This is a genomic window from Arthrobacter sp. IK3 (assembly GCF_051337705.1).
GTDB lineage: Bacteria > Actinomycetota > Actinomycetes > Actinomycetales > Micrococcaceae > Arthrobacter_B > Arthrobacter_B koreensis.
Genome location: NZ_JBPPSW010000003.1, coordinates 237852 through 260101, shown reverse-complemented (window position 1 = coordinate 260101; position 22250 = coordinate 237852). Strand labels below are relative to the sequence as shown.

General features: G+C 63.9%; 31 protein-coding genes and 1 tRNA gene. 15 read left to right on the top strand and 17 right to left on the bottom strand.

Annotation, left to right across the window (positions count from 1 at the left end; genetic code table 11):
• Positions 1-28: 28 nt before the first annotated feature.
• Positions 29-107 (bottom strand) — tRNA-OTHER (locus ACSLGO_RS05825).
• A gap of 223 nt (positions 108-330) precedes the next feature.
• Positions 331-480 (bottom strand): hypothetical protein, encoded by a 150-nt coding sequence (locus ACSLGO_RS05820; RefSeq protein WP_436400569.1) that lies wholly within the window; start codon positions 478-480, stop codon positions 331-333.
• Between the two features lie 125 nt (positions 481-605).
• Between ACSLGO_RS05820 and ACSLGO_RS05815 the strand changes: the two genes are divergently transcribed.
• The gene (locus tag ACSLGO_RS05815) at positions 606-1508 is read left to right on the top strand and encodes a hypothetical protein (protein ID WP_436400568.1); all 903 of its coding nucleotides are present in this window, start codon (positions 606-608) and stop codon (positions 1506-1508) included.
• Here the strand turns inward: ACSLGO_RS05815 and ACSLGO_RS05810 are convergent.
• A complete protein-coding gene (locus ACSLGO_RS05810; protein ID WP_436400567.1) occupies positions 1505-2407 on the bottom strand; it encodes a hypothetical protein in 903 nt (300 codons plus the stop codon). The two genes, ACSLGO_RS05815 and ACSLGO_RS05810, sit on opposite strands and share 4 nt — an antisense overlap.
• Complete coding sequence (locus ACSLGO_RS05805) at positions 2404-3507, bottom strand: site-specific integrase (protein WP_436400566.1); 1104 nt, start codon at positions 3505-3507, stop codon at positions 2404-2406. The genes ACSLGO_RS05810 and ACSLGO_RS05805 overlap by 4 nt, the downstream gene beginning before the upstream one ends.
• A 77-nt stretch (positions 3508-3584) precedes the next feature.
• On the opposite strand from ACSLGO_RS05805, the gene ACSLGO_RS05800 reads away from it, so the two are divergent.
• From ACSLGO_RS05800 to ACSLGO_RS05780, 5 genes are all read left to right on the top strand, one after another.
• Positions 3585-4283, top strand: a complete 699-nt coding sequence (locus ACSLGO_RS05800; protein WP_436400565.1) for a hypothetical protein — start codon at positions 3585-3587, stop codon at positions 4281-4283.
• Between the two features lie 89 nt (positions 4284-4372).
• Positions 4373-4966 carry a hypothetical protein gene (locus tag ACSLGO_RS05795; RefSeq protein ID WP_436400564.1) on the top strand — a complete coding sequence of 198 codons (594 nt, stop codon included), beginning with the start codon at positions 4373-4375 and terminating at the stop codon, positions 4964-4966.
• Between the two features lie 219 nt (positions 4967-5185).
• On the top strand, positions 5186-6142 hold the full coding sequence (locus ACSLGO_RS05790; RefSeq protein WP_436400563.1) for a DUF4429 domain-containing protein: 957 nt from the start codon (positions 5186-5188) through the stop codon (positions 6140-6142).
• A gap of 199 nt (positions 6143-6341) precedes the next feature.
• A complete protein-coding gene (locus ACSLGO_RS05785) occupies positions 6342-6764 on the top strand; it encodes a DUF6283 family protein (protein ID WP_436400562.1) in 423 nt (140 codons plus the stop codon).
• Positions 6765-7088: 324 nt separating this feature from the next.
• Entirely contained in the window at positions 7089-7319 is a 231-nt protein-coding gene (locus tag ACSLGO_RS05780; RefSeq protein WP_436400561.1) for a hypothetical protein, read from the top strand.
• A 2-nt stretch (positions 7320-7321) separates the two neighbouring features.
• On the opposite strand, the gene ACSLGO_RS05775 is transcribed toward ACSLGO_RS05780, so the two are convergent.
• The 3 genes from ACSLGO_RS05775 to ACSLGO_RS05765 all read right to left on the bottom strand — a co-directional run bounded on the left by ACSLGO_RS05775 (position 7322) and on the right by ACSLGO_RS05765 (position 9604).
• Positions 7322-7783, bottom strand: coding sequence for a hypothetical protein (locus ACSLGO_RS05775; RefSeq protein ID WP_436400560.1), 462 nt, complete (start codon positions 7781-7783; stop codon positions 7322-7324).
• Between the two features lie 109 nt (positions 7784-7892).
• Positions 7893-8951 carry a hypothetical protein gene (locus ACSLGO_RS05770; protein WP_436400558.1) on the bottom strand — a complete coding sequence of 353 codons (1059 nt, stop codon included), beginning with the start codon at positions 8949-8951 and terminating at the stop codon, positions 7893-7895.
• Entirely contained in the window at positions 8948-9604 is a 657-nt protein-coding gene (locus tag ACSLGO_RS05765) for a hypothetical protein (protein ID WP_436400557.1), read from the bottom strand. The genes ACSLGO_RS05770 and ACSLGO_RS05765 overlap by 4 nt, the downstream gene beginning before the upstream one ends.
• 75 nt (positions 9605-9679) lie before the next feature.
• On the opposite strand from ACSLGO_RS05765, the gene ACSLGO_RS05760 reads away from it, so the two are divergent.
• Both ACSLGO_RS05760 and ACSLGO_RS05755 read left to right on the top strand, forming a co-directional pair.
• Positions 9680-10072 carry a hypothetical protein gene (locus ACSLGO_RS05760; RefSeq protein WP_436400556.1) on the top strand — a complete coding sequence of 131 codons (393 nt, stop codon included), beginning with the start codon at positions 9680-9682 and terminating at the stop codon, positions 10070-10072.
• Positions 10073-10113: 41 nt separating this feature from the next.
• Entirely contained in the window at positions 10114-10458 is a 345-nt protein-coding gene (locus tag ACSLGO_RS05755) for a hypothetical protein (protein WP_436400555.1), read from the top strand.
• Between the two features lies 1 nt (position 10459).
• On the opposite strand, the gene ACSLGO_RS05750 is transcribed toward ACSLGO_RS05755, so the two are convergent.
• The gene (locus tag ACSLGO_RS05750) at positions 10460-11104 is read right to left on the bottom strand and encodes a hypothetical protein (protein ID WP_436400554.1); all 645 of its coding nucleotides are present in this window, start codon (positions 11102-11104) and stop codon (positions 10460-10462) included.
• Positions 11105-11113: 9 nt separating this feature from the next.
• Entirely contained in the window at positions 11114-11470 is a 357-nt protein-coding gene (locus ACSLGO_RS05745; protein ID WP_436400553.1) for a DUF2958 domain-containing protein, read from the bottom strand.
• A 347-nt stretch (positions 11471-11817) separates the two neighbouring features.
• Between ACSLGO_RS05745 and ACSLGO_RS05740 the strand changes: the two genes are divergently transcribed.
• From ACSLGO_RS05740 to ACSLGO_RS05730, 3 genes are all read left to right on the top strand, one after another.
• Positions 11818-13332: a hypothetical protein gene (locus ACSLGO_RS05740; protein WP_436400551.1), complete on the top strand. Its 1515-nt coding sequence runs from the start codon at positions 11818-11820 to the stop codon at positions 13330-13332.
• 124 nt (positions 13333-13456) lie between these two features.
• Positions 13457-14047 (top strand): DUF5067 domain-containing protein, encoded by a 591-nt coding sequence (locus ACSLGO_RS05735; protein WP_436400550.1) that lies wholly within the window; start codon positions 13457-13459, stop codon positions 14045-14047.
• Positions 14048-14124: 77 nt separating this feature from the next.
• A complete protein-coding gene (locus ACSLGO_RS05730) occupies positions 14125-14799 on the top strand; it encodes a hypothetical protein (RefSeq protein WP_436400549.1) in 675 nt (224 codons plus the stop codon).
• A gap of 3 nt (positions 14800-14802) precedes the next feature.
• Here ACSLGO_RS05730 and ACSLGO_RS05725 read toward each other — a convergent pair whose 3' ends face one another.
• The 3 genes from ACSLGO_RS05725 to ACSLGO_RS05715 all read right to left on the bottom strand — a co-directional run bounded on the left by ACSLGO_RS05725 (position 14803) and on the right by ACSLGO_RS05715 (position 16989).
• Entirely contained in the window at positions 14803-15615 is an 813-nt protein-coding gene (locus ACSLGO_RS05725) for a hypothetical protein (protein WP_436400548.1), read from the bottom strand.
• Positions 15616-15643: 28 nt separating this feature from the next.
• The gene (locus ACSLGO_RS05720) at positions 15644-15994 is read right to left on the bottom strand and encodes a hypothetical protein (RefSeq protein WP_436400547.1); all 351 of its coding nucleotides are present in this window, start codon (positions 15992-15994) and stop codon (positions 15644-15646) included.
• Positions 15995-16398: 404 nt separating this feature from the next.
• Positions 16399-16989: a DUF3592 domain-containing protein gene (locus tag ACSLGO_RS05715; protein ID WP_436400545.1), complete on the bottom strand. Its 591-nt coding sequence runs from the start codon at positions 16987-16989 to the stop codon at positions 16399-16401.
• A 60-nt stretch (positions 16990-17049) separates the two neighbouring features.
• Here ACSLGO_RS05715 and ACSLGO_RS05710 point away from each other — a divergent pair, with 60 nt between their 5' ends.
• The 4 genes from ACSLGO_RS05710 (at position 17050) to ACSLGO_RS05695 (ending at position 19459) form a co-directional block, all read left to right on the top strand.
• Positions 17050-17784, top strand: a complete 735-nt coding sequence (locus ACSLGO_RS05710; protein WP_436400544.1) for a hypothetical protein — start codon at positions 17050-17052, stop codon at positions 17782-17784.
• Positions 17785-17905: 121 nt separating this feature from the next.
• On the top strand, positions 17906-18463 hold the full coding sequence (locus ACSLGO_RS05705; RefSeq protein ID WP_436400543.1) for a hypothetical protein: 558 nt from the start codon (positions 17906-17908) through the stop codon (positions 18461-18463).
• Positions 18457-19083, top strand: coding sequence for an RES family NAD+ phosphorylase (locus tag ACSLGO_RS05700; protein WP_436400541.1), 627 nt, complete (start codon positions 18457-18459; stop codon positions 19081-19083). Before ACSLGO_RS05705 ends, ACSLGO_RS05700 begins: the two co-directional genes overlap by 7 nt.
• Positions 19052-19459 carry a DUF3846 domain-containing protein gene (locus ACSLGO_RS05695; RefSeq protein WP_436400540.1) on the top strand — a complete coding sequence of 136 codons (408 nt, stop codon included), beginning with the start codon at positions 19052-19054 and terminating at the stop codon, positions 19457-19459. The genes ACSLGO_RS05700 and ACSLGO_RS05695 overlap by 32 nt, the downstream gene beginning before the upstream one ends.
• A gap of 63 nt (positions 19460-19522) precedes the next feature.
• Here the strand turns inward: ACSLGO_RS05695 and ACSLGO_RS05690 are convergent, their stop codons facing one another.
• The 5 genes from ACSLGO_RS05690 to ACSLGO_RS05670 form a co-directional block, all read right to left on the bottom strand.
• The gene (locus ACSLGO_RS05690; RefSeq protein WP_436400538.1) at positions 19523-20629 is read right to left on the bottom strand and encodes a TM2 domain-containing protein; all 1107 of its coding nucleotides are present in this window, start codon (positions 20627-20629) and stop codon (positions 19523-19525) included.
• Between the two features lie 188 nt (positions 20630-20817).
• Positions 20818-21174, bottom strand: a complete 357-nt coding sequence (locus tag ACSLGO_RS05685) for a hypothetical protein (protein ID WP_436400537.1) — start codon at positions 21172-21174, stop codon at positions 20818-20820.
• A gap of 44 nt (positions 21175-21218) precedes the next feature.
• On the bottom strand, positions 21219-21650 hold the full coding sequence (locus tag ACSLGO_RS05680) for a DUF2493 domain-containing protein (RefSeq protein WP_436400536.1): 432 nt from the start codon (positions 21648-21650) through the stop codon (positions 21219-21221).
• Entirely contained in the window at positions 21647-21946 is a 300-nt protein-coding gene (locus ACSLGO_RS05675; protein ID WP_436400535.1) for a hypothetical protein, read from the bottom strand. The genes ACSLGO_RS05680 and ACSLGO_RS05675 overlap by 4 nt, the downstream gene beginning before the upstream one ends.
• Positions 21947-21992: 46 nt before the next feature.
• The gene (locus tag ACSLGO_RS05670; RefSeq protein WP_436400534.1) at positions 21993-22199 is read right to left on the bottom strand and encodes a hypothetical protein; all 207 of its coding nucleotides are present in this window, start codon (positions 22197-22199) and stop codon (positions 21993-21995) included.
• Positions 22200-22250 lie beyond the last annotated feature (51 nt).

Genomic DNA, 22250 nt, shown 5'->3' with positions numbered 1-22250 from the left:
GCTGCGGACATACCGCGGCGGGGCTTCTTGGTGGCACTGGCAGGATTTGAACCTGCATCCTCCGGGGGTGCCATACCGGCGCTCGGCCAGACTTGAGCTTCAGTGCCGCCCGGCGTCCCGGGCCCGTGCCTGCTAACCAGATTCCCCGGACGGCTGCGGACCCGGCAGGACTCTCACCTGCACATGGTCGGCTTCCTGCTCTCGTTCTTAAGCTACGGGTTCCCGCAGCCGCACCCCGGGGTATCGGAGTACAGACAAAGTGGTGGGCTGGCCAGCCGTGAGGCTGAAATCCCCTATGCCTATTACACGCGGTTCCTAGGACACGTGCTTTTACTCGTCGGGTTCAACGCCGATGATTTCCCGCCCGGTTTCGAGGGGCCCGCCTAGCGCTATATTCGGGCCTTGCTCGTCCGTCTCGGCATCGCCGTTCCAGTCGGTGGGCTTACCGGTAACGATCCGGCCCCGCTGCAGCGGTTCCATGAGCCCTGCCGGTTCCTATCCGGCGTTCCATACCTCCCATGTGTCCGGCACCCGGGGGATCTCTCACCACCACCGGTGACGCCGGGTGCCCCGCTCTTTTTCGAAGCCGCCGCACACAGGCGTGTGTGAATGAAACTCTCGCATCAACGGTCAGCGGCATCATCCACGCGGGAACTACCGCACGCTTCACGGGTACTGTGCTCCCAGTCCGTGACCCGGGATCCTGGGATGCACTCCGGGAAGGACGGCTTCGGGAGATGTCCGCAGCCGCTGCGTCGAGCGGAGTCATGTTCACGGACGATAACGCCCTCGCAGTCGCTTCTGCTTCCCTGGGCACTGACGGCATCTGGGATCTGGCTCCTGCCCTGACGACCTACCACCGGTGGGCCGCTTCGAGCGGAAGCCTTGACCGCGCGCTGACCGACAGCGAGCAGCAGAGCGTTCCGGGTACGGGGTCGACCCTGCGTGAGCGCTGGAACGCGGTATTCGACAGCCCCGCGGACATCGCCGGACTCCCGGCCCCTGCCAAGGCCGGATGCGGCGTCGTCCCGGTGACGAGAGACGGATTCCTCGTCATGGGTGTACGGCGCCGGGCGTTCGTGGCCGCAGGCCATCCGGGAGAGTACCGGGAGAACGTCCACGTCGTAGCTGAAGGCATGCTGCCCCAGGACACCGGGGCTGACGGGGTCATCGAAGCTTCAGCCGCTGCAGCGCGGGGGCTCGCCGAAGAGCTGGACGTCCACGAGGCGCAGATCATTCCCACCGGCTTCTTCCTCGACGCGCAGCGCTGGCAGCCGGTGTTCTCATTCCTGGCCTACCTTCCGCTGAGCTACAACCAGGTATGGGACTCAGCCGCGGGCGCGGACGACAGCTGGGAGTCGGACCGCCTGATGGCCCTGCCGTTCGCCGATGGCCCCGAGCTGCGTGCCCTGGTGGAGGGCACCCACCCCGAACTGCTGATGGCTTCGAACCATGCCCAGGCCTATCTGGCCTGCGCGATGGACCATGCTTTCGGCGCCGGAAACTAACCGCCGGCAGCAGCCATAGCCCTTGCCATGATGGCCTCGGACTCCTTCAGCGCCCGGGCCACCTTGTCATCGAGCTCATCGAGGATCTCGGTGAGGTCCTGCATACTGCTGCGCTGGAAGTCCGGACGCTCTTCCCGTGCCGGTGAGGAGGTCTGCTCCGCCGGCCAGCGGGACTCGTCCTGGCGGTAGGCCAGCACCGCTGAAATACTGCGTGCCGACAGCGGCTCCCAGTCTGAGAGCCACCCGTGCCGGTCAATGCCCGGAAGCAGCGTGTGCACACCGTCTCCGACCGGCCCGGCCGGCTCCCGGCACTCGTGCTCTCCGGTGGGCCTGTATCCGGCGATGCGGGAGCGTACGGAATGCTTGCCGCGGTCATCCCAGATGCGGAGCACCTCCATCCAGCGGGCAACTGCGCAGGACGGGCAGGGCCCGGGCTCCGGGGTACAGGCAACGCGGTGCCGGCCAATGAGCCACGTCCCGTCAAGGTCCTGGCGGACGCTGCTGGCCGGAACCTCCCTGGCCTGTTCACGGCTGAACCCGCATTCCCCGATGAGTACCGCCAGGAACATATCCCGCCGTGCTGCAAGGCCTCCGGGCCATCCGGCCAGCGGCGCCCGGCGGAGCGTCTCACTCAGGTCCAGCCACCCGGGGCCCAACCGCCACGGCTTATCGGGCTCATAGACAGGAAGCGCCAGCGCAGCACCTGCCTCGGCATGGACCCGGCGGATGGCCTGAAGCCGTCTCCGGCGCGTTGAGCTGGCAGCAGGAACGTCCCTGAAGAACTCGGCTACTGTCTCGGCGGCTGCGGGCAGCGGTGAAACGTCCGCTGCAGTGCACCAGTCCATAAACAGGGACCACTCCGGCGATGAGGTGCACCGGCGCACAGCTGTGGCTGTCACAGCCCAATATTCCTGACAGCGTTGCCCTCCAGCGGTGCGTTCTCCCGGTCATAGACAGCCAGGATGGCATCGCCGGTGTGCCCGGTCTGCCTGCGGACCGAGCGCGAGTCGGCCCCCGATTTGAAGGCCTGGGTGACGAAGCCGGCCCGAAGGGAGTGCCCGGCGTATTGGGTCGGTTCCAGTCCTGCCGCGGCGGCCCGGCGTTTGATGACCTCACTGACGGCATGGCCGGTCATGCCCTTGGGCTTGATGACACCGCCTCCGGCCAGGGAGCGGAACAGTGGACTCTCGTCATCAGGGCGCCGCTGGTGCCGGCCGTCCCTGCAGATGTGGGCGGTTGGCTGCCCGGCCCTGCGAAGCGCGCGCATGAGCCCAGGGCGGCCGTCGGGGCCGTCTGCGGCGTCGAGGATGTCCAGCCACCGGTAGATGGCGCAGGGGGCGCAGGTCAGCGGGTGGACTCCGTACGGCAGGCCCTTGATCTGCCCCTGTCCCTCCTGGTCGGTCTTGGACCGGCGCACCCGCAGGTAGACACCGTCGGCCAGGTCGGGGAGGACGTCGGAGATCTTCAGTGCCGCCAGTTCGGAGCGGCGGAAGGCGCCGGCGAACCCGGCAAGGAGCAGTGCTGCGTCCCTGACTGCGCCGACGCCGTCGGGCCAGGTGCGGTCCCGGGTGCCTTCAAGCAGGAGGCGGAGATCATTGGTCAGCAGCGGCGCCACCCGCCTCTGGGGTTGCGTCCTGGAGCGCCTGATGGCCTTCAGGGCCCTGGTCACGCGGCCGTCTGCGCCGGGAGGTGCCATACCGGCGGCAACGTGCTGGGCGTTGATGGATGAGGCCCGGCGAACGATAGTGGACTGCGCATAGGCATGTTTGCCGTCCGGGCGGACAGCTGACGCCATGAAGGTCAGGTAGGCGATGACTGTTTCGGCTGTGGCCGGCATGGCCCGGTACCCGCTGGTGGAGCACCAGCCGGTGAAGGAACGCCAGTCGGAGGCGTAGGCAGTCTTGGTCGCATCGGAAATGGAGTTGTCCAGGGCTTCCTGAACGCGCACGGCATCGGCGATGCTCAGTGAATGGCCAGCGGTTTCGGCTATGGCGGTCATTGGTCCTCCGTCCTTCCCAGAGACACAGTCCTATCGGGTGCCACGGACATTCCGGGCCGGGGCTGTAGAGTCGCGCCATGCCGATCGACTCTGATGCGCCGCTGCCGTCCTACGTATCCGGATCCCTGCCTGGTGTGGAGACCGTCATGAACCACTCGATAAAGGTGGACGGGGACCGGTGGCAGAAGGCCCTGGCCGACCGGGGCCTTCCCGCACTGGAGGGGGCACTGGCAGATCCAGGCCTGACGTTGGTATCCCGGGGCGACGTCTTCGAGCTCGGCGCCAGAGAGATTACTCCAGAGAACGCCTTCCAGCTCCTCTACTACTCCCTGGCCTGGGGGCTTGGCAGGAAGGCCCGGAACCTGCCCAAACGGCTCGACGGACTGGCCAAGAACCAGCAGAGGGCAGCTGAGCTGCTCGTGGACGCATGGACGGCCGTCCGCAGCTGTGAGCCGCCGGAGGACGTCTACAGTGTCCTGACCACATCCAAGGGCAGGGCCCGGATCACCTGGTTCGGTCCGGCGTTCTCGACCAAGTTCCTCTACTTCGCACAGGGCCCGGACCTACCGCCCCGCTGCGTCATCCTGGACGAAGTCGTTTCGACGAATCTGGCAGACGTCTGGCCCGGTGTCCGAAAGGACAGCTGGTACCCGGACACGTACGAGCGGTACTGCACCTTCATGAGCCGCTGGGCCGATCTGGCTACCGACGAGCTGAACGGTGAGCGCAAGGTCCGCGCCGATGAGATTGAGTACGCCGTCTTCCACCGGGACTAGGGGTCGCGGCCATGGGGACAGCCGTCCAAGCCAGACGGGGTAAGACCTTGCTGGAGCGTGCCCGGACCTGGGCGGCCTCAAGCACTGCTTTGCCAAAGATAGGGATAGGGCTGGCGTTCGCTGGAATCCTTGCCGTCTTTCCCGGGTTCCTGGGTCTCCTGATCGTTGTCGGTGACCGGTTCATCCCGTGGTGGATGGCCGGCGGCATCCTTCTGACTGCTGCCCTCCTGGTAAAGACCGTGCAAGCTGCTGCGCGCAGGTCCTTCCCGGATGAAGAAGAGTTCGGGTGGTCTGAGCTCCAAAGCAGGTGGCTTAGGGGGTCGGCGTCGCTGGCTGCCGTCTTCTGCCTGTTCGGCTCCGGTCTCGATGCTTTCAACGGCACCCGGTACGTGGTGGTCACCGAAAACTCTGCAGGCTGCAAACTCGTCGCGCGTGAGAGCACTTTCCTGCGCGCAGGCAGCGGAACCATGTTCATGGCTGAGCCTTTCGGCTTGGCCTTCAGGTACAGCAGCTGGAAGGTCAATGAGCCGGGCCGGCCTGCCCGTGAAGGGGATGTGGAAGCCCGCTGGCGGGGTACAACCGTCACGTACGCTGTCTGGGGAAGCTACGGCAGCGAAGAGGAGTTCTTTCAGTCGGCCCGATGCTGGACCGAAGCTGTCCTCGACCGTGCCGACGGGAACTAACAGGCAGTCCCTCTCCTGCCCATCTGAGCCGCCGCGCGCCTTCTTTTCCGCTCAAACTCGGCGCGGTAATCCCAAAACAGGCTACCGACGATAATCTTCATTATCGTCGGTGAAAATCCGACCCCTTGAAGTGAGATGTGCCAGACATATAAAGGGGACAGTGGGAGGCCGGAACGGCCGGAACTATGCTGGGGGCACTGTTCAGCGAAGGAGCACATCGTGGGAAATAAGCCCGGCCGCGAAGCCAAGGCACGCAGCAAGCACGGCATACCGGAGGACACGAGGATCTGGACAGCGGAGAACGGCTGGGTCACCTACAAGGACGGGCTCATCACCGTGAAGATGAGCATCACCCCGTCAGCACACATCCCGGTCCAGGACATCGTGGAGCTCAAGTTCAGGGAGCCGACGAGGATGGTCCGCGGAAGCCTGAAGTTCCTCCGCGCTTCGGACACCTTTGGTTCCACCCAGGAAATGATCTTCGCTAAGGACGACCGCGACGCATTCGCTGCCCTGCGGGATGAACTGGGAAAGGACAGGGCGGCCGGGGTTACGGGCACAGTTCCCGAGGTGCCGGCCGGGGTTCCTGAATCAGGTACCAACAGGGAGTCTCGCAACCCGTCGCAGCCCACGGCAGACGAGAAAGCTGAGCTTTCCGACCTCCACTTCCGCGCCAAATACAACATCCCTGCTGAAGCGGTCCTCGCGCGCTCCCCGGGTGCGGGATATGTGTCCTTCGACGGGCATTACGTGACGATCCAGCACCTTGGCCTCGGCCGCTTCACGATCGGCAAGGGGGTCAAGCGGATCCCGGTGACGGCGATCTCCAGCATCCAGGTCAAGCCCTCAGGAGTCGCCGTCGCTGGATTCATTCAGTTCTCATTGCCTGGAGGAGTCGAGAAGCAGAGTTCCTTTGGAAGTCAGACCCGGGATGCAGGGCGAGATGAAAACTCAATGGTCATCTACGGCAACGACGCTGATTACCTCGCGCTCCGTGATGCCGTCGAGAAGGCGCAGCGCGCACTCCATCAGTCCCAGGCAGCACCGCCTGCACCGCCTGCACCGATGGACGATGTGTATGCCCAGCTGGAGAAACTGGGGAAGCTCCGGGATGCCGGGATTCTGACCGAGTCTGAGTTTGAGACGAAGAAGGCTGACCTGCTTGCCCGGATGTAGCTGAGCACGCGCAGGGCCCCGCTCCTTTTTCAGTGCGGGGCCCTCGTTATCCGGCATGCCCGTCCGCAGCCAGGATGCTGACTCTAGTGCCTGGACCGCGATGCGCAAGAGTAACCGGCGTGACATGCGAAGCTTTGGCGCCTCTGCCGCACACATAGGGAGTAAGAGATCCCCATCCCGAGAGCAAGGCAGATCAAACATGTCCGGTACGTCCAACGGAGCCCTTCCGCGCAAGAACCCGTGCGCGTCTTGCCCATACCGGACCAACGTCGCCTCCGGCATCTGGGATGAGAGTGAATACTCCAAACTTCCCGCCTATGACGGTGAAATGCATGAGCAGACTTCGGCTGCCGTCTTCATGTGCCACCAGGGCTCCAGCGAGGCGTGCTCGGGCTGGCTCGGGCACCGCGACCCCACCGATATGCTCGCTGTCCGCCTGGGCCTGATGCGCGGGGATCTGGATCCCTCCTGTGCGGATTACGCCACCACCGTCCCGCTCTTTGAGAGCGGTGCGGATGCCGCAGCGCACGGCATGGAGAAGATCAGCGAGCCCGGTGAAGACGCCAGGGCCGTCATCGGCAAGATCATCCGCAGCAAGGCTGTGAGGGCCGAACATGCCTAAGAAGAAGCCCGTAAAGAAGCACACCTGGGCCAACCCGGAGCTGGCTGCCGCCATGCGCGAGCTCAGGCGTTCCAGCGCCGCCCAGAGACACACCCCCAGGCCCCGGAAAGGGTCGCGGCCCGTCAGGCTTCAGTCAGCTATCCGCGACCAGGAAATACGATAGATCCGGCCGGGCACCCGCACCTGGGGATTCCGGCCACAGAAGGTCGGTCATCGGGGGATGAAAAGGACGGTATCAAGACATTCTCTGCTTTGGGGCGTCTGCTCTCGGAAGCCGAACACGTCCGGGACTCCCAGGAACACGATGCGGCTAGACTCCTGCCCATGGAATATCAGGAAGAGGGCATTTTCTCCGGGCCGCCCCGCCCGGCATCACGCATCGAGGAGCTGCTCGCCCTGCTGGCAGAGGACTGGAAGCGCTCCGGTTCCGACCAGCGGTTCTTCCAGTACGTCGATAATCTGCGTCAGCGGCTCGGCGTTGACTTCGACACTTACTACCTTGAGGACGATGCTCTCGATGCCTTCCTCCGGGGGCCGGCAGGCCGCCGGGAGTAGGCCTACAGCAGACCTGCCCTCAGCCCTGTGTCGATGCCGTACCCGCCGCGGCCAAGAGGCAGATCCCTGGCCGGAATAAGCCCAGCTCCCCTGGCCCACCGCTTGAGCGAGCCCATGGTGTGGTTGCCGGTCCAGAAGAAGTACCAGTCAGGGACGCCGGCATCCCGGTGCGGGTTGCTGTACCCGTTGGCGATGAATGCCCCCTTGCTGTCGAAACGGACGAGCGTCTCCTCCAGGCGCGGAGCCCTCGGGCAGATGACGGCAGCACCGGCCCATTCGGCGTAGTTCTCCAGCGTGAAGTACGCATGCCAGGCCACAGCATCGGGATCCTGACAGTCCTCGTAGACCAGATTCCCGCCGTCAAGGTGCCAGATGTCCGGATACAGGCGTCCGTTGCGGAACACCGAGTTCCCTACGTGCTGCCATGCCTCGTCAGGGATGGTGCGGGTGCTGTCTCTGGTCATTGCGTCTCCTTGGGCTGGTGGTGGGTCTCATGTGCTCCCGGTAGTAGTCGGGGTAGCCGGTGTTCAGGTAAGGCAAAGGGCCCGCACCGGATGGGACGGGCCCTCCTGGCTACTTGTCGACTTCGACGGCGCTGAACCTGCGTGTCGGGATGCTGTTGCCGTTGCTCCGGGCTGTCTTGTCAGCGTTCGACGCTGATCCTGAGAAACCCCATACGGCCCATCCCCCGGCGTTGTAGGTTCCGTTGTCCACGGCGTCGATGGTGTTCTGTGCCTTCTCGACGAAAGACCGGACGATCGACCGGCGGTTCTTCAGGTGTCCCGGCATGGCTGCAAACACCTTCTCGATGCGGTCGCTGTCATACACGCCGTTCTCGTCGTAGCAGCCCTTCACTTCACGCTTCGAGTTGCCCCACACCGTCTTCAGGAGACGCTTGCCGTCAGTGGAGTAAGCCCGGTATTCGAAGCCGTTGTAGACAGGGTTCCCGCGGTAGTCGACGTCAGGGTCGCTGGAGCTCCTGGACCGCGGCTTTGACCGAATCTTCAGCGGCTCGGCCAGTGCGGCGTCGATGTCGTCGATCTCTTTCTGGTGCTCTTCGATCTCCACCTCGGCCAGCCGGCGGACCAGAACGGTGTCCTCCGGGGAGGCAACGATGGCATGGGTGTAGTGCTTGGACTGGGAGGTCCTGTCGACCACAGTGCCGTCGGGCAGCGTTACGAAGACAGTGCGGCCTTTCGAACCGATCTTCGGTGAGGTGGCGGAGAGCGCCTCGGGGTCCCACTTCCTTGCCTCAGCGAGACCGACAGGCGTGTGGATGTATTCGACGCAGGATTCACGCAGGTGCTTCACGATGTACTCGCGGTCATCCTCACCGAGCTGGTAACCGCGGGAGTCCCAGGCGCCGGCGACGACGTATCCGCCCTCAGCTTTGTCCAGGGTGAAACTAGCTGCTTCGGGGAGCCCTTCATGGATGAGGCGGGCGGCGGCGGCCAGCCGTGCCTGGTTGGCGCGGCCCCTGCCTTCAGCGGAGGAGGACTGGGAATTGGCGAACTCGTGGAGCCGCTGAATCTCATCATGCGCCCCTGATGCCGGCAGTGTCAGCGGAGCTTCGCCGTGGGTCTTGAAGCTGTACTGGCCGGCGGGGTCGCGCGGCTGAGGTGCGTTGCTCATGAGTCCTGGTCCTGTTCGTAGTAGCTGGCAGACCGCGTGATCGCATCATCAAAGCTGAAACCGTTCTTGCGGGCGTAGTGGCGCAAGTCAGAGAGCATCCCGGCTACCCGGACTTTCGGGTCGATGGAGTCCAGCTCGGCTGCGTTCATAGCCACGAGTGCGCGCCGCGCGCCCTTCTCGGATTCGTCATCACGGTCCAGATCCGGGTTGAAGTCATCCGGGATCCACTGGCTCATGTGCTGGACGTCGATGCCGCCGTAATAGAAACGGTGGTCGTAGGGGACCTGGGCCTGTCGCAGTGCGTCTTGGGCGGCTATGCGCTTGTGCGGGCCCAGCGGTTTGCCGTCGGCGTCCATGGCTTCGATGACAGTGGCGCCGCCGAGGGCATCCTTCGGGCGGAGGAAGACGGTTGCGATGTCCGGGTCGGTCTTCTGGATGGCACGTGCAGCGATGGCTACCCGGGCATCCGTTGCGGCACGCTTCGCTGCGATAGCCGTGTCGTTCTTCTCTTCTGCGTAGCTGGCCAGGCGGGAGCCGAGCATGTTCATGTCACCGGTCAGCGCCACCGGCGATTCGCTGTGGAGCGTCTCAGTGAACCGGCCGATCATGTCGCGGGGCTGCCGGCCCGTGTTTGGTACTGGAGTTGTCGTCATGCCTGACTGTGTGCGGCTGCCCGCCCCGGGCGCAGGACGGGAAGCGACCGGGCCGGTGCCGGACACATGGGAGATATGACGACTTCTGACGATTCACTTTTCAAAGCGCTGGAGGCTATCCGCGGCGATGCCGGCATTGTGAGGGCGCTGTCCCTGTACAACCTTCAGCACGAGTCGGACTTCCGCGAGATCGGAGGTGAGCTGGTCCTGGAATTTGTGCGGGAAGCCGCTAATCCGGCGTGGGATGCTGGCCGCCTTGCTGAAGCGGACCGTATTGTCCGGGAGGAGGAGCCCGCCGTGTACGGAATGGGTTTCCACAACATGGTGGTCAACCTCAACGGCTACGGCCTGGACCTCGGGGAGGAATTCCCGTCAGCTGCAGCGCGGCAGCTCGTCCTCAATGTCGTATCCCAGCATCCCTGGCTTTCAGCTCAGGTCCTCGCCCTTGAGCCCAGGTTTCCGTTCTAGGACCGGGCACCTGCCCGGCAGGTGCCGCACACATAGAGCCTATGAGACGAGACTTCGCTGCAAATTACCTGGAATCAATTCGGAAGAGCATGGACGAGGAGCCGGTTCTGGCACTGGCGCTGTCCCTGGGCCAGGCTGAGGCGCTGAAGGAACCGAGGATCGACAAGGTTCGGCAGTTCGTGCGCCAGGTGGAAGACCCGAACGGCGATGTTGCTTCCCTCGCGGCGGCAGACCGTATGGTCCGCGGTGAAGAGGCGGCGCTGAACGGCACGGAGTTCTACAACCTGATGGTCAACATCCGCAGCCTCAACGGTGTCGAAATCCTGGGGCTCTCAGGCGGCCATGCCATGGAAGTCATTGACCGCATCTGGGCTGCCATGAGCTAGGTCAGGACCGCTTCCCGTGCCCGGGGAGGCCTCCGGCTACGACCTTCTGGATCTCCACCGGCCGGTAGCCGTACCTGGTGTTCGTGCCGTACTGGCTCCGGTCTTTGAAGACCCATGCCGGTGCCACCCAGTGGATCGTTGATTTGAACCGCAGCAGATGGATTGCGTCCGCTTTGTCGGCCAGCTTCAGTTCGGCTTCGATGTCGGCCATGAGTGTTCTGGCGAAGTCCCAGAACTCCCTGTTGTCCGGGCGTGCCAGGAGCAGCAGTTCGGTCCGCCGGCGGCAGCTGGCCAGCAGTTCGTCCTTCGTGCGCGCCTTCTCGCGCTCCTGCTTGATGTCCCGGACCGTTTCCGGGGTGGGCCGGGTGAAGCTGCGTGACCATTCACGCAGGAATTCCAGGGCCCGCTGATTGCCGGTCAGCCTGCCTGCCAGCTCGTCCCTGTCTATCTTCCTGAGCCTTGGCGCGGCCTTCAGTTCAGCCTTGAGGGCGGTGACGGAACGCAGTTCCCGCATGACGTCCGCCATTGGTATCGCCAGGCTCCGGCGTACCCCGGCAAGAATTTGCCGAAGTGCCATGGCACGCTCCTGGATCTGTTCGTCCAAAGGCACCCAGGTGCTGTCGTACGCGTCCCAGTCGGTTATCATCCGGACATCCTAGCGGGCGCGGGGATCGACCTCGCCGAAGGGCTTGGGCTGCCATTCAAGGTCACGGTCGATGACTACCCCGCCGGGCGTGCTGACGCCTTCGAGGGACATGATGTCGATGTAGCCCATTTCGGCCATCTCAGTGTCACCGTTCAGTACGACGAATCCGAAGCCTTCTCCGGTCTGCTTGTCCGTTTCGAAGATCATCCAGACAGACTCTCCCAGGAAATAGCGGGCATAGACCAGCTTCTCCTCTGTCGGCACTTCTTCGGTGGCGTACAGATCCGGTGCCGCGGAGAGCTCGGGGCCGTAGAACGGGTACCCGCGGCGGTCGCGGTGCAGTTCAGGGAATGTCGGGTATGCCATGTGCTCTCTCCTTGTTCAGCCCGGCCTGGTCGGCCGCGGCAGGGATTCAAACCGCGGGGTGTGCAGGTTTCGAACCTGCGTCTCCGGCGCAATGGGCCGGCGTATTCGGCCATCGCGGTATTGCTCCCGTGCACCAAGCTGCCCCTCGATGGGCGGCGGGGCGGCCGCTGCCTCCCTGGCTCCTGGCCGTCATGCACGGGGTTCCGCTCATACGAACACCCCCGGAACCCCGACTGGGGATCCGCTGTTCCCTATGTGTGCGGCAGCGGGCCAGTCTCTCGTCGCTCCGGAATCTGCGCATGGAAGAAGGGGACGGCAGGGAATGCCTGCGTCAGAAAGGCTTCCCCTTGTCACCCGGACACTCAACACGCACTCTTGTGCAGCGCGCACGGTCCCAAGCCGGCGCCTTCGACCTGCCCTCCATCATCACGGGAGTGGTCGTGGTCGGGATCCTGACCGCCGGCGTCCTGGCAGCCATCTTCGGCATCATCCCGTTCGCCCAGGACAAGGCAGCCAAGCAGGACCTGGCAGCCATCAACACCGCCCAGGGCGTCGGCTACGCCAAGGACGGCCAGAAGTATAGGGACCTCGATGCACTCAATGAGTCCGGGCTCATCAAGCTGGACTCCACGAAGACCGAAGTCTTCACAGGCAGCGCCGGCAAGGCCTTCACCGCCATCGTGGATTCAGGTTCCGGCAAGCGCTGGTACATCACCCATGACAACACCGAACCGCGCCTCTGGGTCCCCGGCGGCAATCCCGGCGAGCCCCTGAGTGCCGTCGGCTTCTGCACCTCCCCGATCGTTGAGGTCTTTGAGAAGTCGCTTAGCCAGTACCCGTCCTCCGTCTTCCTTGGATGGAAGCGCACCATCGAAGGGATTCCGGGCTATCAGGCCGAGTTCGATGCCTACTACGCGAATGCCAGCCCGCTGCCCGAGCTGACGGCAGAAGAGACTGGGACGTTCCAGCAGATCAGCATTGACGGGGCAGTCTGGCCGTCCGATCACCTCAAGTGGGAAGCTTTCGCAGCAGAAGCCGCAGCAGAAGAACGGGAACAGTACCGGGAAGCCTGCCGTGAATTCGCCGGCCCCATCCCCTACGTAGCCCAGCACCCTTCCATTTCCTCATTCGGCAGCTACCAGGGTGTCCTTGGCTCCAACGACCCGATCCTCGTCCAGTTCACCCTCGCCTACGGCGGCGCTGATTCCTTCGAGTTCAAGGCATCGGATGCCCTCCCCGGTTACGCCCGCACCGAGACACGCTTTGAAATGCGCGACGGCAAACCGCTCTGGACAGCAGCTCTGCACCCCGTGGCGGAAGGCTGGGGCTACCAGGGCGCTGATGCGTACAGCCGGTCCCGGGGCGGAAACAGCAACTTCTGGGTCATGAGGAAGGGCGAAGAACCCGGAAACAGCGTGTGGGGGCTGAACATCACCCTCACGTCGCCCGCCATGGCCGAGCACCCCTCCGGTGAAGCCTGGGAAAAGGATGCATTCGGTACAGTCGTTCTCCGCGGCAAGTCAGGTTCCACGGACCCGATCGTTTTCAGCTACGCGGTGCCTTCTATCAGCAAGGCTGAGCACCTCACTCTCAGCCGCACCAACCCGCCGTCCCCGCTCACGTGCCCGTACCCCGACATCTGGAGTGCGAACACATTCGTGGACGCCTGCAGCATTCCCGGTTTCAGCCACGGTGAACTCAAAGCCCACGGAACGGTCGACGGCAAGCTGTACTGGACCTACACGATGTGGCCCGGCAGCGCAGGATGGGGTCCGGCCGGCGAAACTTACACCAGCGCTGTCCGCGGATCAGGACCAATGATGGACGGAACCAACGTCCAGCTGAAGATCATCCTGGAGTAGCCGGTCAGCTCCGGTCCGTCACTACGCGGGCCGGAGCTGACGCATTCAGTTCAGCGTCCACCGCACATGCTAGATTTTTCCTCGGCCACAGGGCCGAATATCCGGCAAATGGTGCCGGCGAGTAATGGGGGAAACTGAATTGAAGAAAATGATGGCGATGCCTGTATCGCTGGCCATTGCAGCACTGATTCTGTCCGGCTGCGGTTCATCGGCAGCCGAGAGCGTTGACACGAGCCCTTCCGCGGCGACGTCCCAGACCGTCGAGGCAGCTCCGGCGCCCACCACACCGGCGGTTTCACCGGAAGAATCCACCTTTGTCGACGGAGTCCTCAGCACTCCTGACGTGAAGATCGCTATCACAGAGCACCGGGTCATCCCGGTCGGCCAGCCCGGAAACGAATACGGCTCAAAGCCCGTGATCGCTTTCTGGTACGACATCACGAATGTCTCCGGCAAGAGCACGACACCCCTTAACTGGATGTTCATGATCAAGGCGATCCAGGACAACGACCCGAACGCGGTCAACACACTGAACATAGGCAGCCTGCCCGATGACCAGTTCCTGGAATCGCAGACGCAGGAAATCAAGCAGGGCGGAACCGTTCAGAACGCCGTCGCGTATGAGCTGGACGACGAAACCACTCCTGTTGAGCTTGTCGCCTCGGATGACGTGGGCATGACCGAACTTGGCCGCATCACCTACAACCTGCAGTAGCAGCCGCCTCCTCCCCGGCCCGTAGCCATCACCGCGGGCCGGGGAGAGCGCGCACCATTGCCATACACATAGATGGCATGGAGAACCCGACGCTCGACTACGAGTTTGACCTCACCCGCAGCCTTTCAGCCCATTCCTACGGGGACGAAGGAGAAGGCTATAGCGGTGAGCAGCAGCGCAGCCAGCTCGAACGCAAATACCTGATTGTCCGCCGCCCGGCAGAGGAGGTGGTCCACCCGGAGAACCGCGCTGAGTTCGTCGCTGCCGTGCAGCTGTACCGCCCTGGGATGGGTGAGGACGAGTCCCTGGCCCATCTTCTCGATACGACCGAATACCCCTTTGCAAGCGTGGACTGGATCCGGGCTGCCCTGCGCAGCGCGTGGTTCGAATCACTGGACATGGTGCCCTTCCTCGAAGCTGCAGCCAGGCATTTCCCGGGGCGCTCGGTGGCGGCACTGTCTGATGTCCTCATGCGCAGCACCCTCATGCCGGACACTGTGGACGTCGACGGGGTGCTGGCTGCCATGGCGGAGAAGGAAGCTGCCATCGCTGAACGCCGTGCAGCCAACGAGGCCCGCCTCGATGAGATAGACCGGCAGCGTGAGCGGCAGTGGGAGGCCGAGCGCGAAGACAGGGAGACCCGCCGTGCTGCCTACCGCATCAGGGCAGCGTACGACCGTAAGGCGAGGGCGGAAGACGATCTGGCCCGGGCTACCGCGCGCATTGCTGAACTCGAAGCATCGCAGGGCTGACTGTTAGGAGGATGCTTTCGCTGCCGCAGCGGGCTTCGTCTTCTTCTTCCGCCGTCGGCGCTTCCCCTGGCCGGTGAAGGGAGGCCTCGGCGCCCCGGCCTTCGGCCCAACCCAGTACCGGCCGCCGATAAGGGTGCCGGCCATGAACCCAAGAATCCCGATGCCGGGGGCTGCACCGGCCCCGAAGCTGCCTGCAATAATCATTGCCGGGATCAACGCCAGGAAGACGCACAGCAGAGTGATAAAGCGTGCCTGCAGGGACTTCACGTACCGGAACAGAAACCAGCCGCCGAGAAATCCCGCGGCCAGCGAAACGATGATCGTTTCCACAGTCACGTCGTCAAGAAGGTAGATGGCCGGAAAGCTGAGCAGGAACGCCGCACAGGAGGCATTGATCAGCGCGGGCTTCAGACCGCCTGGATAGCTGCCGTCCGAGTTTCTAGTGCGTTTGAGCTTCATTCCGCTGCCGGCACGCGGCCCGGTCCAGCGGTACGCCCCGATGATGGATCCTGAGGCAAACCCCATGAATACCGGTCCAGCCATGGGAGCGTCCAGGATGCCTTCGACGCGCAGGAGCGTTGCGAAGATCAGGGTGAAGGCCCACATCATGACGAAGGACGCCCGGGCTGAGGCTGAGACGACACGGAACAGCAGCAGCCCATAGGCTGCACCGGCGGCGAAGAACACGGCTGCCGGAAGCGGAGCACCTCCGAACAGGAACAGTGTCACCAGTGCCGGGAATACAGCGGTTAGTCCGCGCAGGAACCACGCCTCCCGCATCCACTTGAACACGTCAGATACCTCCAGGGTCGCCATTGAGCATATGCAGTGCCTGGGTGCCTGCCTAACCGGTGGCGTGGGCCGTGCAGAAGTCCGCCCATTCGAGGATGACGGCGTCGGCTTCTTCCTGGCTTGGCGGCTCTTCGCCGTACGAGGCGATGATCATGTCGGCGGCTTTGGCGCTCTGCGGGTAACCATGCTCCGAGAGGTTCGTCAGGATCACGAGAAGCTCTTCCACGTTGCCGGTGTCCAGCTCGTAGTCACCTGTGAGGAGCCCTGCAATCACTTCGCATTCGCCCGTGGCGCGTGCCGTGTCGATGGCCGGGCCTGCATCTGCACGCTCTGCCGCGCATCCGGTGCCGGACAGAAGGGCGATCATGGCCAGTGCAGCAGCTGTCGTCCTGAGCTTCTTCATTGCTCTCTTTCATTGAATGGAGAAATGACCAGGCGGCCGGGAAGTTCTTATCCCGGCCGCCGGCCATCAAGCACTATGTCGGCAATACACGCAGTCGGGGAGTTGAACCCCACCTGCCCGGTTTCCCGTCAGGTACCGCCCTGCGCCCAGCCTCACCGGTCAGCTATCCTCCGGGGACCTCTCCGGCCCTTCGACCATCTGCCGGGGAATCGAACGCCCGGGCCCCGGTTAAGGGGGTGACAATCATGGTCCAGGCGAACGGATGCCATCCGTCTGCCTGTCCGTCCTCCGGGGCGCGCTTTCCCTGTTCTTCGGATTCCCGGTCGCCCGGGCTTGATTCCTATGTGTGCGGATCCAGCGGAGTCTCTCCCCAGGCGCTGCTGCCCTGGCTTAGCTGCCCTGGCTTAGCTGCGCTTCCGGCGTCCGCGGAGCGCCAGGAACGCCCCGGCCAGCAAGGTAAGGACTCCAGCTCCGGGGAGGATCAGGGTTGCCGGGTTGAATTCGTCGGTGGCAATGCGCGCTTCAAGAGGGTTCTCCCGGTCGAAGGCGATTTTCATTTCCTGGCCAAGAGGCCACTCGCAGTTCTCGGTGAGCTCTCCGGGAACCATGTTGTACTGCTGTCCGTCCACTTCGTAGCCGATGACCGGCGCGCACCGCGGGGAGGCGGCGTCATCTCCTTCCGCCGGAGATTCCTGTCCTTCCGGCATCTCGAGGCGGACGTCAATAACGGTCCCGGTGACGCTCGGACTGTCCCTCACTGCTGCAGAAACCTCACCGGCCAGAGGTAAAGCACCTGCGCCCGTCAGAATGAGCCCGGCCCCCAGGACGATGAGTGTCTTCTTGGATCGTGCAGCGGACCTGGACGCCCTGCGGCCCGCCGATGTCCCTGCGTGCCGCTCTAGGCTTGACTGGTGGTCCTGGTCATGGAGGGTCATGAGAATGCCTTTCAGGCTGGTGGGTGTTCCGTGCAGCAGATCGCTGCCTTCCAGGGACATGCGTAGGCAGTCGAACCCCGGCAGCCGGCGCTGCCTGTGCATTGCCGCACACAGGAGGGCATGACTACCTTCGATAACGCGGCCCAGCCGCGCGTACCGGCCGGCCTCGACGGCGCCGGACAGTTCTCGTCCACCCACCACGCTGAATCACCGGTCTCGGTTAGCCCATCCCCTGTATCACCTGAAGACGCCTACCGTGCGTCGCAGGAGAACGCCTCAGCGGTTCTGGGCCAGATCCGCGCGGTTGACCTGCATCGGGACGCCATGGAACTCGACCTGGAACGCGCCTCTCTCAAGAGCATCAGCCTCGGCATCAAGGACGCGTACCCTGACGCCCGGTATCTGCGCCTGGAAGAGGACGACAACCGCTACTGGGCCTCAGGGCTGACTGACGCTGACGGGAATGCCGTCCAGGGCAGCGACGACCTCGATGAATTCGAACTGTTCGGTGAAGACGAACTCTCCAACGAAGTCCACGCCCTCAGCTGCACCAACACGCAGTGGACCGATGAGGTGAGCCCCGACGATGAAGCAGCTGCCGGCCACGACATACGGATGGGCACGGTTGTCATCGACCTGGATAAGGCCGCCGAGCTCGAGCTTGCTCCGGCGCGCACAGGGCTGGAAGCCGCGGTCGTCACGGAGGAGGCACGTGATGTCCTCCTGGGCGCGGCAGACGATGCGCTCAGCCACCTTGATGACATCATTTCTGAGCGGTCTGCGGACTACACGGAGGACGATCTGGCCGATATTCGGCAGCGCATCGCAGACCTGCAGCGCCTGGTCGGCGGCTAACGGCTGAATCACAGAAGGGGCTGGCATCCGCCGGCCCCTTTCTTGTTGTGCTGCCACCCCATGACCAGGGATCCCCGGTTCCCTATATGCCGGTGACGTTCGGGACGCTAGAATGGACCGTATGAAACGTCATCTGCTGCGACCTCAAACAGCCGCACCTAAGATCAAACGGCTGTCCGTCGGTGACCGGCTTCAGCACCGCGAGATCGTTCTGACCAAGTCCATCAACGCTCTCTCAGCACTGGCCGAGAAACTCCCCGAAGACGTTGAAGCAAGCCCCCAGGTAGCCCGTTCCGTAGTGGCACAGGAGAACCGCTGGCGCAGCATGGAGAACGAGTTCGGGATGCTGGACAGCACCGGGGTGGCGGAGGAACTCGGCAACAGTGCCACGAACCGCAACAAGGCGTCCCAGCTGGTCAAGGAAGGCAAGCTGCTGGGCGTCAAGCGGGGCAACAAGACCCTCTTCCCGAAGTTCGAATTCGATCTGGCTGCCGGAAAGGTCCGTCCGGTCATCAGTGACGTCGTGCAGATTGCCGGGGACCGGTGGAGCGGTGAGAGCCTGCTGCAGTGGTTCTGCGCCCCCAACGGGTACCTTGACGGCCGCCGCCCGGTGGATGTCATCGACGACCAGGAAACGCTGATCAGCACCGCCCGGAAGTCCCTGGCGGAAGAGTGGTGACACCCGGTTCGCCTGTCGCGCCCGTCCCGGCGCCCTTCAACCCCCAGAGCGTGACGCTTCCGGCCGGATCAGTCCTTCACCGTGTCTTCGGAAACGCCAGGGAAGTCACTGACTTCAACCCGGGCATAGGAAAGCCAACAAGGTTTGCATTCTTTGGCCACCCTCCGGTTTCTGTCCTCTATGCGGCCGGAGACCTCAAAACGGCGGTCTGCGAAAGCATGCTGCACGAGATCCCGTATGCGGGAGGGGTGCTTTTCAAAGCAGATTACGAAGACAGGCTTTCGGCCGGCCTCAGAACCGACCGGGACCTGCGCCTAGCGTCTTTCAAGGGCGAGGGGCTGCGCGCCCTCGGCGTCGAACCCCACGAGATCACGACCTGCGAAGCAGCCTGGTACGAAGACACCGTGAAGTGGGCCCAGGCCGCTTACGATGCGGGTCTGGACGGCTGTGTGTGGATGTCCAGGCGTCTGAACGACGGGCTCGCCTACGTCTTCTTCGACCGGGCCGAAGACGCTTTCTCCACTGACACCTCTGTGCCGGCGGGTGCGTACCTGAACGGGCCCGACCTGGACTGGCTCATTGATTTCTGTGCGGGCATCAACATCGACGTCGAGGTGTAGCACGCCCCTGACCTGGCCCCTTCCGTGTGCTGCAGAGCGGTCATACCCGTGCCGCACACATACGGCAGACACTTCCCAGCCGGTCGAAATCAAGGACTTCAACCCCGGGGTAACCGCGATTCAGGAAGTGGTTGGCGGGTACTTCCAGGTCCTCACCCTGGCTGACCTCGGCGTCTCGATGTACATGGACGAAGAGGGCAAGTTCAAGCACGGTGCCGTGCTCAACTCCCGGGCCACGGCGCTGGCTGCAGCGATCCTGCGTGAAGAGGACTTCATTGTGGGCGGCGTCCTGCTGCTGGGTGCCCCCGACGAGCACGGCAATGACACCGATCTGCCGGAGGCCGTCACGAAACTCCTGGCGGTCATGGCCGTGTAGCCACTGGTAGGACCAAAAAAGAGGGGGCCGGCATCAGCCGGCCCCCTCTTCGTGTGGATTGCGCTACTGGGGAGTGATGGTCCAGTTGCCGGAGGACGTCACCTGCACGAAGGCAGGTGCTTCCAGGCGAACCGTTCCTTCGTAGGATCCGATGGTATTGACGGCCAGATCGTTGCGGTCGCCGTAGACCTGGATGACGAAGTTCCGCTCGCCCTGGTAGGAGATTGCGGCCTTCGTCGTGTTGCCGGTCAGGAGGACTACTGAATCGCCGGTTCCGGTCGCAGGGCCGGAGGTGGGCTCGATGGTCGTGACGTCTTCAACGGTCAGGGTCCAGTCACCTACGGCTGTGATCTCAAATTCGCTGGTCACGGAGCCGGTGCGCGTATCGACCAGGTGCTTGCCGGAGTACGCGCCGATGGTGTTCACGAGCAGGGAGTCACGGCCGTTGGTCTTCAGGACGACATTGCGGGTGCACAGGTCGCAGTTGAAGGTGACGATGGCCGGGCGTCCGCCGAGGTCCGCGGTGATGATGTCGTCTCCGGTGCCGGTGAAGGTCTGCGTAGGGGTAACCGGGTCAGGTTCCGGGGTCGGCTCAGGAGTGGGCTCGGGCTCAGGTGCCTCGACAGGTGCCGCGGCAGCAGAGGACGCTGTGGCCTTCGGTGTGTGGTCGGCGCTGGAGACACGGGTCTTGGCAGGCTCGCCGGATCCGCTGAAGGGGCCGGTGGTGATGTTGAAGATCATCGAGAGCAGCAGGACTGCGATCGTGACGATCAGTGCCATCTTCTTGTGGCGGTCATAGCCTTCGAGCGGCCGGCGGGCCTTATCGGTCTGCTTACCGGCCAGCAGGAGGATGAGGTCAACGAGGTACCAGATTCCGGCGCCGCCGAAGGTGATCAGCTTCAGGACACCGGTGCCGATCTTACCCAGATAGAACCGGTCAACGCCGAGAACACCGAGGAGCAGTGCGAGGAGCCAGGCTGTCAGGAAGGACTTCTGGGGCTGCTGCTGCCCGGGGTAAGCGCCCTGGTACGGCTGCTGCTGATATGGCTGCTGCTGTCCCGGATACGCGCCCTGGTAAGGCTGCTGGGGCTGCTGAGGGTAAGGGTCGGGTCCGCCCTGCGGTGCAGGCTGTCCCGTCGAGTTCTGAGGTTCGTTGTTGTAGCTGGACATAGCTGTTCCTTCAGTGAGAAGGCGGTGGGGACGCCGTGCGTGATGATCCGGGCAGCAGATGGTGACCACGGCGGGTGTCGGCGGCGACGCTCAACTTCTCCCCCCAGGAGCTCCGTGCGGTCTAGCCGTCCGAGAATCTGGATACTACATACGGTGCGGGTCCGAGTCCATTTGTGGTGATCCCGGACTTACGCGGCGATGAGAGCCTCGTCTTCGCTTTCGGGCTCGTCGGTCACAAGGATGGCCTCAAGGACGTCGATTACGGCGTCCCGGTCGGTGTTCCGCCCGGGCCACCCCGTGGCCGTGAGGACGTCTGCGACGTCAGAAGTTGCGTCCCACAGGACCTCGTCGTGCTCGTCGAGGAGCTTGACGGTGATGGTCCGGGCAGGGTGTCCCTTCATCATCCTGCGGGTCAGCAGGTCCACGAGGGCGGTACCTGCCTTCCGGGCAGTGGAATGGAACGCTGCACACTGGCCTTCGTAGGAAATCTCCCACAGGCGCCGGTGTACTTTGGCAGGTCCGGTAGCGATGTGCGTCACTCTCATGATCCCTATGTGTGCGGCATGGATGCTTCCCGGCTCCGCTGGGGTCAGCCGGCCTCGATGAGCGTCACTTCGATTCCCTTGGAGCGGGCGTACCGGGCGCACTGGCTTGCTCCGCCGGACTTCGCCCGGATGAAGGCGATGCAGTGGTCAGGGCTGGTGTCGACCATGGCCTTGTTCCGGTCGTAGCCCGCGGCGCGGTTGAAGACCCCGCCGGGACGCCAGTTGGCCGGGTGTCGCTCGACGGTCAGGCCGTTGTGTTCCCAGATTTCCTCGCAGATCAGGTCGGCACCCTTCGGACAGTTGCCGGATACCAGGACGGCGTTCGGGTCCCGGCCCGTGGTCTCCCACCAGGTGCGCAGGGCGTCCCTGATCGCCTTGCGGTCATTCCAGGTCCGGGAACCGGTGATCAGCAGACGCGGCGGGGTGCGCCCAACAGTATCCTCCTGGCCCTCAGGGTTCCCTGCCTGCGACGTCATTTTCCGCGCTCCGCGTCGTAGGCCGCATTCTCGGCTTCGATTCGGCGGAGTCTTTCATCTTCGGCGGCGTCGGCCGCGGCAGTCTCCGCGACCCAGGCGGCAAGACGCGCTTCGGTGGACCAGCCCGGACCGAATCCGTTCTCGTTGCCTCGGCGGTACCGGTACAGGGTGGGGAGGGCTTTCTCCCCGTCGCCGGTGTCCCGGACCAGGGTGTGAAGATACAGGGTTGTGGTGCAGGTCTTGCCTGAGCAGCACCGCCGCTGCAGTGTCCTGGGCGGGTCGGGTTCTTCGCTCACGTTTCCTCCGTAGCAGGTTTCGAGTGGTTGGGGCCGCGCCGCAGGATTATGAGTCCCCGGCGCTGAGGGCACAATCCGCATCCCCTACCGCTATGGCGATCTCGTCGGCCAGCTTGGCGGGCACGGGCTTGCCCTGGGACAGGAGGATGTTCACGTAGGTGAGCTGGTTGGAGATGCGGGCGATCCTGTTGGCGTTGTGCTGCATCTGGGCTGCTTTGTTGATTGCCTCAGTGAGCCGGAAATCGAGGGGCATGGCGCTCCAATCCTGGAAGTGGTTGATCTACAGTTCGGTGCCTTCCATGTG